Genomic DNA, 15,005 nt, shown 5'->3' with positions numbered 1-15,005 from the left:
GGAAAAGCCGCCGCGCTGGAACACGGCGCGGCGGCAATCCGGGAGAATGGCATGAGCTTGCAGGACATTCAGCAGGGCCTCGCCGAGGTGGGCTATGTTGCCGACGACCGATTGGCGATGGCACTGCATCTGGCGCAGACGCTTGGGCGTCCGCTGCTGCTGGAAGGCCCGGCTGGGGTCGGCAAAACCGAGGTCGCAAAGGCGTTGGCCGCCCAACGCGCCGCGCGGTTGATCCGGTTGCAATGCTATGAAGGGCTCGATGCCAGCCACGCGATTTATGAGTGGAACTATCAACGTCAGTTGCTGGCCATTCGTGCAAGCGAGGCACAGGGCGGAACCAGCGAGGCCCAGTTATTTACTGATGACTATCTGCTGAAGCGACCATTGCTGGAAGCAATCAGCGAACAAGAGCCACCTGTTCTGCTGATCGATGAAATCGACCGCGCGGATGAGGAGTTTGAGGCCTATCTGCTCGAGATTTTGTCGGACTTTCAGATCACCATCCCCGAGCTTGGCACCATCAAGGCGCGTTCGCGGCCCATCGTGATCCTGACGGCAAACGGGACGCGGGACCTTTCAGACGCGCTGCGGCGGCGTTGCCTTTATAGTTTCCTCGACTACCCATCGCGTGAAACGGAAATGGCTATCCTGAAAGCCCGCATGCCCGAAGTCGAAGGGCTGTTGGCGCGCCAGATTGTTGGCGTGGTGCAGGCGCTGCGCAAAGAAGACTTGGAGAAGACTCCCGGTATTGCCGAAATGTTGGACTGGGCGGCGGCCCTTTCGGGGCTGGGTGTAAATGACATGGCGCAATCCAGCGAAGAGGTTCAGGCGACCCTTGTTTGCCTTCTAAAAACCGCCGCCGACTATGACGCGGCCCCGCCTGAGGTCATGGATCGTTTGATCGGAAAGGTGGCGTGATGCAAGTCACCCGGTTCCCCACTCGCGCATCTGGTTTGGCGGATCGCATGTCTGGCTTCATCGCGCATCTGCGTATGAACGGAATGCGTGTGGGACCGGCTGAAACAGCGGATGCGTTGGCTGCGCTGGCGGCGGTTGAGGCAACGGATGTCAGACAGGCCCAGCAGGCGCTTTGCGTGTTGCTGGCCGGCGACGCCGACGATTGGCGGCGCTTCGATGACCTGTTCGAAGCCTATTGGTTCAATACCGGAAAGCAGCGCACGGGAACTGCCCAAACGGCGCATGTGCGGGTTCAATCCGCCAAGCCGATGATCTGGCAGCAGGAAAGCCAGGCTGCTCAGGAAACGGAAACCGGCACGGATCAGGCCACTGCGCCTGATCCCGGCGACGGGGAGGCCGTGGGGAGGAACGGGAAGCTGATTGCAACCCGTACGGCCAACCTGTCGCGTCGGGATTTGCGCGAGCTGATGGACGAAGACGCGCTGCGGCAGGCGGAACAGGCCGCGGCCACCATCGCGCGCGCCATCCGCGACCGCCGCTCGCGTCGGCGGAAACAAGCGCTACGTGGCCCCTCGCTTGATATGCGCCGGATCCAACGCGCCAGCCTTGCAAGGGGCGGAGAACCGATGGACCTGTATCGCCGCGCTCGTCCACCACGCCCGATGCGGATTGTGGCCTTGTGTGACGTAAGCGGTTCGATGACGGTTTATTCGCGGGTTTTTCTGGCCTTCCTCAAAGGTCTGATCGGCAGTGGCACAGAGGCGGACGCCTATCTTTTCCACACCCGCCTGATGCGCGTCACAGATGCGCTGCGCGACCACGACTCCTTGCGCGCGGCCGGGCGGCTGTCGTTGATGGCTGAAGGGTTTGGCGGCGGCACGGATATCTCGGGCAGTCTTGAGCATTTCCTGAACGGATACGGCGCGCGCGCTTTGAACGGACGGACCATCGTGCTGATCTTGTCCGATGGGTATTGCAGTTCCGACCCGCAGGCGCTGGGCGATGCGCTGGCGCGCATCCGACGTAAAGCGCGGCGGATCGTATGGCTGAACCCCCTGAAAGGCTGGCGGGACTACCAGCCGATTGCTGCCGCGATGCAGGCGGCGGAACCCTATCTGGATGCACATTTGCCAGCCAACACGCTGGAAGCGCTGGCGGCGTTGGAGCCTCAGTTTCGTAAGCTGTGAAAGGAGTCTGAAATGGCTAACTTCGACATATTCGACACGATTGAACAGCTGCGCCAAACCGGTGAGGCCTTTTGTGTGGCAACGGTCCTGCGTACGGCGGATGCAACGTCCGCAAAGGCCGGAGGAAAAGCTGCGATCACCAAAGACGGGCGCCTTCTTGGACATCTCGGAGGGGCTTGCGTGCAGCGCGCCGTCCGAACCTCGGCCCGGACGGCGCTGATCACCGGCGAGCCGCAGATGATCCGTGTCAAACCTTCGAATAAGGTGGTGAGCATGACAGACCCCGACGGAGTGCAGACCTTCAAAAGCGGCTGCCCCTCGGGCGGCACTGTCGATCTGTTGGTCGAACCGTATCAACACGCCCCGCGTCTGGTGATCTTTGGTGCATCTCCGATTGCCACAGCGCTGGCAGCGCATGGGGCGCTGGCCGGCTTTCGAATCTGCCTTGGTGACGAGGCAGAAACAAACGGCGACTACGATAGGTTTACGCTGGAAACCATCGACCATTTGGACATTGAGGCGCAGGATTTCGTTGTTGTTGCCTCGCAGGGTCGCGGAGACGCTGACGCCCTGAAAGCGGCGCTGCAAACCGAGGCGGCCCATGTCTCCATGGTGGCCAGCCGCCGAAAGGCTGATGCGCTTACGGCAAAACTCATCGCTCAAGGTTTGGCGCCGGAGCGCGCGGCGCAGCTCAAATCCCCGGCCGGGCTGGATATCCATGCGATCGATCCGCATGAAATCGCCCTGTCGATCCTGGCCGAGATCGTGCTGTGGCGAAACACGAACAAATCCAGAGAGGCATCTGATGATGAAAAACGTGCTTAATCGCCTGCGGCGTTTGTGGCTGGTGCGCCCGGACGTAACGCCGGAAGAGGCTACCGAGACCGCACTTCTGGTCTATCCAAGATGTTGTTGAACAAAGGAAACATGAATGGAACTCAGTGACGAAATCCACATTGCCACCCCGCGCGACGTCGTTTACCGCGCTTTGAACGATCCGGATGTCCTGCGCGAGTGCATTCCCGGCTGCGAGGAACTGATCCAGCACTCGCCCGAGCACCTTGAGGCCAAGGTTGTCCTCAAGATCGGCCCGGTCAAGGCGCGGTTCTCGGGTGAGGTGACGCTGGATACTTCAAATGCACCTGAAGGTTTTTCCCTGACCGGGGAAGGCAAAGGCGGCGCGGCCGGGTTTGCCAAAGGTGGTGCCGACGTAACGCTTACCTCACATGGGGATGAGACCATTCTTGCATACACCGCTAAAGTTGAAGTCGGCGGAAAGATTGCGCAATTGGGTAGTCGATTGATTGCTGGCACCGCGAAAAAGCTCTCGGGCAAGTTTTTTACACGTTTTGGCGAGATCGTCTCGGAGCAATCGGTTTCTTAGAACCAGTATCAGTAGAACTTGGGATTGAGTGGCTGGGAATTGATCATCGTTCTGAGGAGACAAAACCCAGCCCATTCGAGTGCCCACTTGGACACAACCAAACTTGATGCGGCCAAATCCAGTTGTTCTGCAGTGCGAATCAAACTTCAAAGATGCGCGTGAACGACGGAAAGGGCGTGGGTTAACGCACTCTCGGCAAAATATATTTCGCCCGGGATCTCGTTGCCCCTTCGGCTTGCGTCTTCCCGCAAGTTATCGCCGACTTTCTGAATGCGTCCCTCCGCAATCGTGCCCCAAACCGCGATATCCTTGATCTTCATCGGGTCGACTGTCAGGGGGTTCTCTGCCAAAATCGTGAAGTTGGCGAGCTTGCCCGGTTCGATGCTGCCCCGTTCTTCTTCAAGGCGGTGAGAATACGCCGCATTGATCGTGACCCCGCGCAGGGCCTGTTCGGCAGAGATCTTTTGGTCCCTGCCGGCTACGCGACCGGAACTCGTGACCCGGTTTACCGCGCACCACATCAAGAACAGCGGGTCGCCCGGTGCCATGGGCATGTCAGAGTGCAGCGACCACGAGATACCCGATTTGTCCAGATCGCCCAGCCGCACCATCTGGTCCGCGCGCTCGGGTCCCAGGCCGGTTTCGCTGTAGCGATCTGATAGCGCGGTGACGTAGTAAGGATTGGCGCTGACGATCGCGCCGAGGCGTTTGATACGCTCGACCTGGTCGGGCGCGCTGACGGCGAAGTGGACAATCACCGTACGATGATCAAAATGCGGGTTGCGCAATAGGTTGTCTTCCAGCGTGTTCAGAACACGGTCGAGACCGGCGTCGCCGTTGACGTGCACATGCACCTGATAACCGGCGTCCCAATAGACCCGGAAAGCACGCTCGAATGCGTCCTGATCCATCATCCATTCACCGTGATAGTCACCGATGGCGGGGTCGCGGAGTTGGATCGCTAGGGAATATATGGCGCCGTCAGAGAACAGTTTTACGCTGCCCTTTGCCATGCTGGTCATGCCGCCGTACCAGTCGACCAAAGCCTCGGTTTGGCGGATCACGTCGGTATCCTGATCGTAAGTAGCAACCAGGCTTTTGCCATCGGGAATGAACGTCCATCGGAAGGGCATCGATGGCGCCGACATCACCGCATTGACCGCATCCTGAATGGGCTTTGCAAGAATACCGCCCGGTTCGTTTCCGAAGGTCACACCCTTGGCGTGCATGTAGTCGCGCATGGTCAGCAGGCCGGAACGGAACTTGTCAGGGTTTGCGACCATCGGCGCTATATTCGGCAAAACGGCAAACAAACCCTGTTCCCAGAAGTGACCATCTTCGAAACTGGATTGCGATTTTTCTGTCTCTGACCAGCTGGCGATCAGGTCTTCCGTGACGCCCGCGGCGTTCATCGCGGCTGTATTCAGGATGAACTCATGGCAGGATCTGGCCCACGAGAATATCGGGCGCTCGGCGCTGATCGTGTCGAGGTCGGCGCGGGTCAGAGGGCCATAAAACGCGGCATGATACCCCCAGGTGAGCAGCGGTTCAGCCGGATCATCCAACTCGGCATCGGCTGCCGCAAGGCGCGTCATGAAGTCATCCTTGTCCTTGAGGGCAATCACGGTGCCGTCGGGGAGTTCCCAATCCTCGATGGACAGGATCAGGGATGACATTGTCAATCCAGCCAGGATCGGATGGTCATGCTGCGCAATGAAACCGGGAACGATAACGTGGTCGTCGAATGTTGTGTCCAGATCGTACGGTTTATCTCCAAGGATGCCCTTGACCTCGTCCAGCGTTCCGGTTGCAAGGATCCGATCATTTATCACCGCAACGGCCTGAGCTGACGGTTGATCCGGGTCGAGCGTCACGATCTCGCGCGCGGTGAAAATCGTGGCGGTCTCCAAACCCAACATCGCACCGCCAACGTCCGAGAGAGAGGTCGCCTGAGCCATTGTCTGTCCGGCCAAAGCCAGGGCAGTTGAGTTGATCAGGGCGAATTTTAGGAAACGCCTTCTGGAAATATCAGTCATTACGTTCTCCGGAAATCACGTTGTTGAGGAAACAGCGGGTACAAATAACGTCAGCACCATTAAAGCGTAAGGTACTCAAAAATCACCATGTTCTTTCAGAAACGGTCCGATTTCCTGAAAGAACTCATCGAACCCCGGATGGCCGCGTATCATGCAATGATTGGCCCCGGGCAGTTCAACGAACTCAGCCGTCGGGATTTCCCGGGCTGTCTCACGGCCTTCACTGATGGGTGCTGCCATGTCGCCTTGGGCATGCAACACCAAAGTCGGAACACTCACGCGCTGCGCATCTGTGCGTACGTCCATGTAGCTGTTCATTTCCATGATCCGCAAGGCCGTTTCCGGGCTGGCGGAGATGCGTTGCATTTCGTCGAAACTTGCCCCTTCTTCCGGTGTGGCATCCGGCATGTAGCAAGACGTGAAGAAATGGCGGTACACCGGGTTGGGGGAGCCCCAGCCGGCCGATACCATGGCGCGAGATGCTTGATAAAACTGTTCGGCTTCGGCGTCCCCGCGCATCATGCGCCCGCGCAAATAGCCCCCCAGCAGGATAAGAAATTTCACACGCTCGGGGCGTCTTGCCGCAAATCGAATTGAAAATGCAGACCCCTGACTGATGCCGAACAGGCCAAAACGATCCAGCCCGGCCGCATCGGCCACGGCAATCATGTCGTCGATCATACGATCTTCTGAAATGTCCTCAACTTCCCAGTCTGAAAGCCCGTTTCCCCGTTGGTCGAACCGGACCAATCGACAGAGTTTGGACATCTCGGACAGGAAATCCCCCCAGACCGGGCTGGTCCACTCATACTCGATGTGATTAAGCCAATTCGGGGCTTTCAGCACAGGTGTACCTTCTCCGGTCGAGGCCCAGGCAAGATTTACGCCATCTGCCGATTTGCAGAACTTCACGCGCTGTTGCAGTGAAATCTCAGGAGCCGCACGCACGGGCGCCGCCTGAGGGGACCATTGCCAGACACGAATGGGGCGAGTGATGTTCTTGACGCGTTGGCCGCCCATGTCGCGAAATGGCGCGTCGACCCGGTCCTGAATCGCCTGATGCACGATATCCGAAACGCACACGCCGCCGGGTTCTGCCAATCCTTCCAGCCGCGCGGCGACGTTCACCCCATCTCCGAAGATGTCGCCGTCGTCGAAAATGACATCGCCCAGATTGATGCCGACGCGAAATCGAATTCTCTTGTCGTCCTCCAGTTCGGTTTCCCGAAGGCTCATCGCTTGTTGAATGCTGACGGCGCATTGAACCGCGTCCTGAACGGATTCGAACGAGGCCAGCATGCCGTCTCCGGTCGTCTTGATGATGCTTCCTCGGCGCCGGGTTATTTCCGGATCGATCAATTCGCGCCGGTGTTTCTTTTGACGTGACAGAACACCCAACTCGTCCACTTCCATCAAGCGCGAGTACCCGACCATATCGGCCGCCATAATGGCTGAGAGGCGTTGTTCCATGGCAATCCCCCCTCTGCGCCAGCGGTGGTTTGATCGCTGTCAATCAGGTGCCGGCGCGAAACAATGACCCCAGTATAGCCGGAAATCTTCAGACCGTAACGGCGCTCTCACTTGTGGGCTGTTTATGGAGCTGGTGAAGGTTTGAAGAGATCGTGGAATTTTCCGACTTCACTCGAACTGAATAATGACCGCCTCAAAATCCTCGAAGCTTGTGACCTTGGTGTGATGACCGCGTCCGAACTTGTCTGCCATGTGCCAAACGTCCCCCGGTCCTATATCCCGAAAGTTGCCATCGCTTGCGGTAACGCGGATCGTTCCGGCAAGGCACACCAGCCTTTGCGTCACTGGCGTCGGGTGGATCGGTTCGTTCCAACCTGATCGAAGCCTCAGGAACATGGTCTGTTTAACATGCTCCGGCTCTGAGACCTCAATTGCCTTTGCTGGTGGCGCAAAGCTTCGCTCTGCCAGCGGAACTTCGATCTCGGACCAACGGCTTTCGCCTGCGGCGTCGGCATACAGGTTGTAGTACTTCACGATCAAAACCCTTCCGGAGATTTGCCAAAGCCAGGCTGATTGTCAAAATCATCAACCCTAAAGCTGTGAACCAATTGGCAAGATGCTCAAAAAGCCGGCGACGATGTGATCCCATGCCGTACCTGTCGGCTCAGAGTCATATTCCAGGATCGTGCCATCCTCGTTCCGGGTCCGCCACTTAAGTTGGCCTGCACGCTCCAACGTCACGTGATAGGTGTAGGCTGGCAGCGCTTGGTCCAAGGCAGCCATGGTTTGACTGGCCAAAGCGGGCGAATCCATCAGAATCCCCATTTCGGTATTGATGTGGACCGAACGCGGGTCCCAGTTGAACGACCCGACGAACAGATATCGGTCATCCACCGCGAAAGCCTTGGAATGGAGGCCGGATCGGGATTGCGCCCAGTTGATGCCGCGACGTTGGACTTGATAGGCATCGGGCCTCAGTTCATACAGGTCGACCCCGCCGCGCAGCATTGCCCGACGTTTCTTGGCGTAGTGGGCGTAGACCGGTGCTACGTCGTTCGAGGCCAATGAGTTGGTGACAACTTTGACCTCGACCCCGCGGTTTTCCAGTTCGGTCATCCATCTCACGCCATTGTTGCGCGGTACAAAATAGGCCGAGATAATGTTCACTTCGCTTTTGGCATTTTCGAAGTAGGGCAGAAGTTGGGATGCGAGAATTGGATCCGAGTTTTCCAGGCCTGCCGCCTTGGACGGCGGGTCCGCATACAATCGGGCAGGAAGCCAGTCCAGTGACAGCGCGCCGTCTGCAAAATTTTCTTCGGCGGATCGTCGCAGGGCGGCGCCGTATTGCGTTTGCTTCGCCTCTTCCACCAGCGCGTTGAGCCTGCCTCGCGCATCGCTCAGGCTGAAGGCCTCCGGTTCACCGACGACCACGCGGGCAGGGACGGCAAATTCGCTGTTCCAGTATGCGTCAAAGCTTTTGGAGACCTCTTTTACAACGGGGCCTGCGGCCAGAACGTCCAGATCGGCATAGTTCATTTCTTTACGGGCCAGAAAGTACTCGGCACCGATGTTTCGCCCACCGACAATCGTGAACACGTTGTCCGCCGTCATGGATTTGTTGTGCATTCGTCGATTGATGCGTTTGAAATCAGTCAGCCCCGCAACCAGCAGGCTTTGATCGCGCCAAAAGGGGTTAAACAGCCGGATTTCGATGTTGTCGTGGTAATCAAGCGCAGCGGTCATCGCGTCGTAGCCGGATGTATCCATGTCATCCAACAGCAACCGGACACGCACCCCCCGATCTGCCGCTTGTAAAAGACTGGCCGCAAAGAGATGCCCGGTCGGATCGTTGTGCAAAAGATAGTATTGGGCGTCGATCGTTTGCTCTGCCGCTGCGGCCATCAATAGCCTTGAGACCAGAGCTTCTTCGCCGTCGCTGATCAGCTTTACACCCGAACGACCGTCTTTTGGGTCTCCGAGGCGGTTGACGGTCTGCGCAAGATTGCTGCCCGAGCTTGCAGGAACAGCACTTGATACCGTCTTTTCATATGTACGAACTCGGGGAGAGCAAGCGACAAGGCCCAACGCGCAAACGACACAAACCACGATAGCCCATGGTTTCATAGTCTTCCTCCAACCATCCGTTACCAAGTGACTACGCATCAGGGCGCGAATGCAAGTTTCTTCTTTGCAGCGTCTGGTTGTTTCGCATCTGTCCCCGGGCGGTGTGTGGTAGGGATCGCAGTATGGCGACCATTAAAAGCCACCTATTTGCGGGTTGGACTAGGGGGCGAGGCTGGTCGAAGGATATTGGCAAAGGCCTGAATTCGTACCCGTTTTGCCTGAAAATACCCGTTCAGGCGTCGACTGTTCTGATGCTTCCGATCTCGATTTCTCGATTTTGTTTGGACGAGGCAATTGCCGCAAAAACGATGGCCAACGACTTTAGGTTGTTCTTTGCGGATACCGAGGGCTCTCGGTCCTCTTCTATCGCACAAAGAAGCTCGCCCATGGTTCCGCGAAACCCGTCGTTGAACCATTGTCCCTTGAGCGCTGGGCGCGCGATGCCCTGCGCTGTCTCAAGCGTCACAGATTGCGATGAAAGATCCGGTCCCCTTGATGTAAGGCTTCCGGTTGTGCCAGCCACATATGTTGTGTCACGCGGGCCAAAAGGAACGCCCCCGTCAAAAATCAGGCTTGCTTGGCCTTGGTCCAAACGCACCAGCGCCTGTGACATCAAAGGGACCTTGTTGGCCTGGCCACGTGCCGGTGTCGCGGTTGCAAAGACGCTTTCCGCCCTGTCGCCAACAAGAGACGCAAGAAAGTCGAACCAATGCACACCAAAATCGTAAAGGATCAGGTGCTCCATTTCGTCAAACGGCGTACCTGCGGTCCAGCCGTGATCCCAGTGAATTGAAACATGTGCAGACAGAACGTCGCCGATCAATCCAACTGAAACCGCCTCGCGCATCCAGGATAGGTGCGGAGCCCAGCGGCCATTTTGGTTTACCGCGAGTTTCACACCCTGATCATCTGCCAGCTTCACAAGGTCATTGCCAAGATCGAGGTCGGTAACAAACGGCTTCTGGCTGAGCACGTGTTTGCCCGCCTGCAAAGCAGCCTTGAGGATTGGCATTCGGTGTTCCGGATGAAGCGTGACGTCGACAACGTCGATTTCACTGTCGGAAAGAAGCGCCTGCCAATCATCTTCGATGCGCGCCGACGGGCAGTATTCGGCGGCCTTTTCTTCGGCTTTCGCGCGCGTCCGGTTCCAGATTGCGGCAATGTCCCAGCCGGCCGTTCGGTAGGCATCCAGATGGCTTACGGAAATTCCGCCCGTACCAATTATTCCGATCCTAGGCCTGTAGTTTTGAGGCACCGGTGGAGAATACGGCAGGTCCGGGGCAGGGACTTCGGGCAACTGGGCTGACTTTAAGGCATACTGGTCGGTTTTGGCACTGTCCTCGCTCATGACAGCAACCTGAGAGTTTGTTTTTCGCGGGCTGAACGGAGCGCGGTATCGACGATCCGCTGTGCTGTCAGACCCAGGGCCGGATCAAGCGGCCCTTCGACCCGGGTTCCATTGGACAAGCAGCCAAGGACGTATTCGATGGCATTTCGTTCGCCAGCAGCCAACGGGGTCACCGGTATCTCGTGCCGTTCGGGTTTTGCGCGGGTCTGAACCGTTATGTGGCTGGCATAGTCGGGCGACGAAATGGTGCCGTCGGTGCCGACAAAAACAAACCCGCAAGTGGGTTGCGGCTGCGTTGTCCAAGGATCGGTGAACGTACCCCAGCGCGTTTCCATCTTCGACAGGCCTGTTTCGTAACGGCACACGGCGATTGCATGCTGATCGACCTCGATACCTGGTGTTTCGTCAACCGTGCATGTGACCTCGATCGGTGCACGGCCGCCCATGAACCAGGTTCCAAGCGTCGCGCCGTATCCCAGGTAATCAAGCAGCGAACCGCCGCCTGATGACCGTTTGTACCACCAGGAGTCCGGCTTTTGACGCTCGACTTCCTCGGGGGTTACTTCGACCTTATCGGCCAAATGGTACAACGGTCCGCGATTTCCGTCATAGAAATGGACCTCACGCAGGTCACCGATTATGCCTTCGTCGATCAACCGCTTGGCCGTCACGTGGCTTTCGACCCATCGCAAGGGCCAGTTGATGACCAGCTGATTTCCGGTTTCGTTCATTGCCGTCATCATCCGGCGGGCATCGTCAACAGATGCGGCAAAGGGTTTTTCGACAAAAACATGCATGTCATGAAGAGCCAGCCGTTCCGTGTAGTTCGCATGTTGCGCTGTCGCCGCGCATAGAATGGCCATATCGTAATGACCCGCAGTCATACATGCGTCGAAGTCCGTAAATACCCGATCATCGGGAATATCGAATGCCTTCACTGCCGCCTGCATTTTGTCCCGATCCGGATCGAAGATCGCGGCGATTTCGGCGTCAGGATGATCGTGCACCATCCGAAGCAAATCACCCATATGCATGTGATCGAAACTGATGCCGACGATCCGGAATTTTGCCATTGGAAACCTCCTTTAGCGCGTGCCGGTGATCCTGACGTAGAGCGCGGTAACCGCGAGGATGATCAGCCCAAACAGGGCCGTGCGTGCGCCTTCCGGCATCTGCATCAATGTTAGCATGGTATCCAGCACACGCAGAATAAGTGCGCCCACGATCGCACCGGCGAAACTGCCACGCCCCCCAAAGATTGATGTGCCGCCAATCACCGCCGCGGCGACCGAGGGCAACAACAACGGATTTGCAAGGCTCAGTGAGGTTTGACGGATCATGCCGAGATAGAGCAAACCAGCCAGTGCGGCGATAAAGCTGGATAGCACGTAGAGCGCCAGATAGACCTGCCAGGCCCGTACACCGGATAATTTGGCGGCCTGTTCGTTGGAGCCAAGTGCAAACAGCAACCGGCCAAACCCGGTATAGCGCATCAGCCACAGGATAAAGAGCGCGAACGGGACGAATACAAAAAGCCCGTTCGGCATTCCTGCAGTTCGACCGGTCCCGAGCCATGAAAGGAAAGCGGGAATCTCGGTGCCCGCATTGATGACGAGGCGTTGGTAGACCTGCAGGCATCCGGTGGCGATCAATCCCGTTCCAAGCGTCATGATCAAAGGATGGACACGCACCAGTCCAACCCCGATGCCATTTACAACGCCAACAACAAGGCCCGCGGACAAAGCAATCAGGACTGCGGGTGTGACGCCCCATATTGCGCTGAGTGTCGCGCAGACGAAGGCTGACACAGTAGCGACCACTCCGACCGACAGGTCAATTCCTGCGGTCAGCATCGTCAGTACCTGACAAGCGGCAAGCATCGCCAGCGGAATTGCGAACTTGATCAGGTTGCCGACCCAAAAGGTCGAGATCAGCCCGTCCCGACCGGCCCGGAACGGGGTGACGATACCCGGCCGCAAGACCTCGAGCACAGCGATCATCAGGAACAGGAAAACCAACAGCGGTATGATCGGGTTGTCACGAAGATACCGCCCAAAGCGGACCATTGGCAGGTCAGTGGTGTCCATGCTCATCGGCGGGCCCCCCTTAGTGACGCCGCAGTGCCCAGCATGACAACAAGGACCATGATTGTGCCTTCGATAATTGTTGTCACGTTTGGATCGACGGCCAGCAAAGTCAGGATCGTTCGGATGATCCGCAGAATGAAAACGGCGATGATCGGGCCAAGAAGGCCGCCTTTGCCACCACCCAGAACGACACCGCCCAGAACCACCGCTGCGACAGAGGCCATAAGATACGGACCAGGCACCGGCTCTCCTATCCCGGTCAGGGCGGCCAGGCTTAATCCGCCCATGGCGCAAAACAGACCGCATAGGGCGTAGGCGATAACTTTCGTTCTTCCGACCCCAACGCCTGAACGAAAGGCAGCCAGTTCGTCCGACCCGGTTGCATAGATCGAAAGGCCAAGTTTGGAGCGCCGGATCGGCAGCCAGACCACCGCGATGCCGACGGCGATGACGACAAGCGCCTTTGGCAGCCCGTCGAACAGAAAATGCCCTCGGATCGATTGTTCCAGCCAGTCCGCCGTCGCGCCACCGGGTGTTTCAAGGATCAGCAACGCAACGCCTTCCCAAACAAAAAGCATGGCGAGTGTAACGACGATGTCGGGTACACGCGTCACGACAATCAGTAGCCCGTTGATCAGCCCCATCAAAAGCCCGACACCCAGAACAATGAGCAGGGCGGGCACACCGGCCATGCGTTCCATCAAAACGGCTGCCGTCACGGCGCATACCGCCATCATCGATGCGACGGACAAATCGATACCGCCGACGATCACGACGATAGCCATACCGGCGGTTGCAAAAGCAAAGGGCAGGGCGGCACGGGCGATACTCTCAAGCCCGGACGCGCCGAAAGTGGGTTGTATCACCTTTGTGATGGTCAGAAGAACCACAAGAAGTAAAACAAGCCCCATGACCCAGGAGTGTTTTCGGATGGTCCCGCTCACGCTGCGCCCTCCGCTTCGGTCAGGCCATAAGCCGCACGCATCAGCGTTTGTTCATCGGCGTCGGCAGCGTCTATCACGTCAACCACTCGCCCGTTGAAGATTACGACCACACGGTCGCAGGCCAGCGGGATTTCTTCCAACTCGGATGTGTAGAACAGCACCGCCGCGCCCAGATCGGCCAACTCGCGAACCAGTGGATAAATCTGGCGTTTCGTGCGGACATCAATGCCACGGGTCGGGTCGAACAAAAGCAAGGTTTCGACACCGGTCGCCAGCCAGCGACCAATGGTGACTTTCTGCTGGTTGCCACCTGAAAGTCGTTGCACTTCACCTTGCGCGCGTGTGTCGATCTGCAGCTTTTCGACCGCATAAGCGACCCGGTCCCGCTCGTGACGGAGTTTTATCGGCCCCCAGTTTCTAAGACGTGCCGAGAATGGTAGGGCAATGTTTTCCCTGACGGACCTTTGCGCCATCAAAGCATCAGAACGGTCGCCCGGCACGAAGGTCAGCCCGGCCGCAATGGCGTCGGCGGGGTGGGCGAAATGAACAGGCATTCCGTCCACTTCCATTGACCCTGACGTTGGTCGGTCAAAACCCGCGAGCACCTCGAAAAGCTCATCCTGTCCCTGACCTTCAAGCGCGACTACCCCCAGTACTTCGCCGGGGTACAAGTCGAACGAGACGTCCGAGAAACTGGGCTCGAACGCAAGCGACTGAACGTGCAATCGGGGTGTCTGTGTTTGTGGTCCGTTTGCTTGAAGTATCTGGCGCTGTCCGATGTCTATCTTTTGACCCAACATCAACTCGACAACGCGTTCTTCGACACCGGGTTCTATGTCGAGATCCCCGACGGACATGCCATCCCGCAACACCGTCGCCCGATCGCATAGTTCCGAAATTTCGGTGAAGCGGTGGGAAACATAGATCACCCCCATCCCGTCATTTGCCTTGCGTCGTACGGTTTTCAAAACACGTTCAACCAAATCTGTGGGCAGTGCAGCGGTCATTTCGTCCAGCAGGAGAACATCAGGTTCAACTGCCAACGCGCGGGCCAGATCGAGAATGCGAAGCGTGGCGAGCGGCAGGTCGCCGATCATTGCCGACAACTTCAGGTCTTTGATCCCAAGTTCCGAAACCCAGTCACGGAACTGATCGACCGGTGTGTCGGTCAGCCTGAGATTGTCGGACACGTCGAGATCAGGAATAAGCGACGGTTCCTGGTAAACAGGCACCAGACCGGAACGGCGCGCCTCGGCCGGGTTTCCGACATGCGCCGGTTTCCCCCGGATCAGCACCTGGCCAGCATCAGGTTTCAGGGCACCCGTTATGATTTTGACAAAAGTCGACTTCCCGGCACCATTTGCCCCCATCAAGGCAACAATCTCGCCTTCGGCGACCGTAAGCTGGGCTTTGATCAGGGCATGTACGGCGCCAAAACTTTTGGCCACGTCAGACGCGTCGAGTAGTGCTGTGCGGCTCATGGAATTCCTTGAATGCTGGAGATGCA

13 protein-coding genes are annotated in these 15,005 nt (G+C 57.8%); 4 read left to right on the top strand and 9 right to left on the bottom strand.

Annotated elements, in window-relative coordinates; genetic code table 11:
• Positions 1-51 precede the first annotated feature (51 nt).
• The 4 genes from ACR1XU_RS11775 (at position 52) to ACR1XU_RS11760 (ending at position 3,489) form a co-directional block, all read left to right on the top strand.
• A complete protein-coding gene (locus ACR1XU_RS11775) occupies positions 52-918 on the top strand; it encodes an AAA family ATPase (RefSeq protein WP_480905037.1) in 867 nt (288 codons plus the stop codon).
• 47 nt (positions 919-965) lie between these two features.
• Entirely contained in the window at positions 966-2,105 is a 1,140-nt protein-coding gene (locus ACR1XU_RS11770; protein WP_480905034.1) for a vWA domain-containing protein, read from the top strand.
• A gap of 12 nt (positions 2,106-2,117) precedes the next feature.
• Positions 2,118-2,930: an XdhC family protein gene (locus ACR1XU_RS11765; protein WP_480905032.1), complete on the top strand. Its 813-nt coding sequence runs from the start codon at positions 2,118-2,120 to the stop codon at positions 2,928-2,930.
• 106 nt (positions 2,931-3,036) lie between these two features.
• Positions 3,037-3,489, top strand: coding sequence for an SRPBCC family protein (locus tag ACR1XU_RS11760; protein WP_480905030.1), 453 nt, complete (start codon positions 3,037-3,039; stop codon positions 3,487-3,489).
• A 146-nt stretch (positions 3,490-3,635) separates the two neighbouring features.
• Here the strand turns inward: ACR1XU_RS11760 and ACR1XU_RS11755 are convergent, their stop codons facing one another.
• The 9 genes from ACR1XU_RS11755 to ACR1XU_RS11715 all read right to left on the bottom strand — a co-directional run bounded on the left by ACR1XU_RS11755 (position 3,636) and on the right by ACR1XU_RS11715 (position 14,979).
• The gene (locus ACR1XU_RS11755) at positions 3,636-5,525 is read right to left on the bottom strand and encodes an amidohydrolase (RefSeq protein ID WP_480905027.1); all 1,890 of its coding nucleotides are present in this window, start codon (positions 5,523-5,525) and stop codon (positions 3,636-3,638) included.
• Between the two features lie 75 nt (positions 5,526-5,600).
• The gene (locus ACR1XU_RS11750; protein ID WP_480905024.1) at positions 5,601-6,995 is read right to left on the bottom strand and encodes an alpha/beta fold hydrolase; all 1,395 of its coding nucleotides are present in this window, start codon (positions 6,993-6,995) and stop codon (positions 5,601-5,603) included.
• A gap of 168 nt (positions 6,996-7,163) precedes the next feature.
• The gene (locus ACR1XU_RS11745; protein ID WP_170806456.1) at positions 7,164-7,529 is read right to left on the bottom strand and encodes a cupin domain-containing protein; all 366 of its coding nucleotides are present in this window, start codon (positions 7,527-7,529) and stop codon (positions 7,164-7,166) included.
• A gap of 57 nt (positions 7,530-7,586) precedes the next feature.
• The gene (locus ACR1XU_RS11740) at positions 7,587-9,119 is read right to left on the bottom strand and encodes a phospholipase D family protein (RefSeq protein ID WP_480905020.1); all 1,533 of its coding nucleotides are present in this window, start codon (positions 9,117-9,119) and stop codon (positions 7,587-7,589) included.
• 232 nt (positions 9,120-9,351) lie between these two features.
• Positions 9,352-10,467: a Gfo/Idh/MocA family protein gene (locus ACR1XU_RS11735; protein WP_480905017.1), complete on the bottom strand. Its 1,116-nt coding sequence runs from the start codon at positions 10,465-10,467 to the stop codon at positions 9,352-9,354.
• Positions 10,464-11,540: a Gfo/Idh/MocA family protein gene (locus tag ACR1XU_RS11730; protein WP_480905014.1), complete on the bottom strand. Its 1,077-nt coding sequence runs from the start codon at positions 11,538-11,540 to the stop codon at positions 10,464-10,466. The genes ACR1XU_RS11735 and ACR1XU_RS11730 overlap by 4 nt, the downstream gene beginning before the upstream one ends.
• 12 nt (positions 11,541-11,552) lie before the next feature.
• Complete coding sequence (locus tag ACR1XU_RS11725; RefSeq protein ID WP_480714184.1) at positions 11,553-12,560, bottom strand: ABC transporter permease; 1,008 nt, start codon at positions 12,558-12,560, stop codon at positions 11,553-11,555.
• Positions 12,557-13,498 (bottom strand): ABC transporter permease, encoded by a 942-nt coding sequence (locus tag ACR1XU_RS11720; protein ID WP_170806452.1) that lies wholly within the window; start codon positions 13,496-13,498, stop codon positions 12,557-12,559. The genes ACR1XU_RS11725 and ACR1XU_RS11720 overlap by 4 nt, the downstream gene beginning before the upstream one ends.
• Complete coding sequence (locus tag ACR1XU_RS11715; protein ID WP_480905009.1) at positions 13,495-14,979, bottom strand: sugar ABC transporter ATP-binding protein; 1,485 nt, start codon at positions 14,977-14,979, stop codon at positions 13,495-13,497. The genes ACR1XU_RS11720 and ACR1XU_RS11715 overlap by 4 nt, the downstream gene beginning before the upstream one ends.
• Between the last annotated feature and the right edge of the window lie 26 nt (positions 14,980-15,005).

This window comes from Ruegeria sp. D1(2025), assembly GCF_056536425.1.
This window is presented reverse-complemented; position numbering and strand designations above follow the sequence as displayed.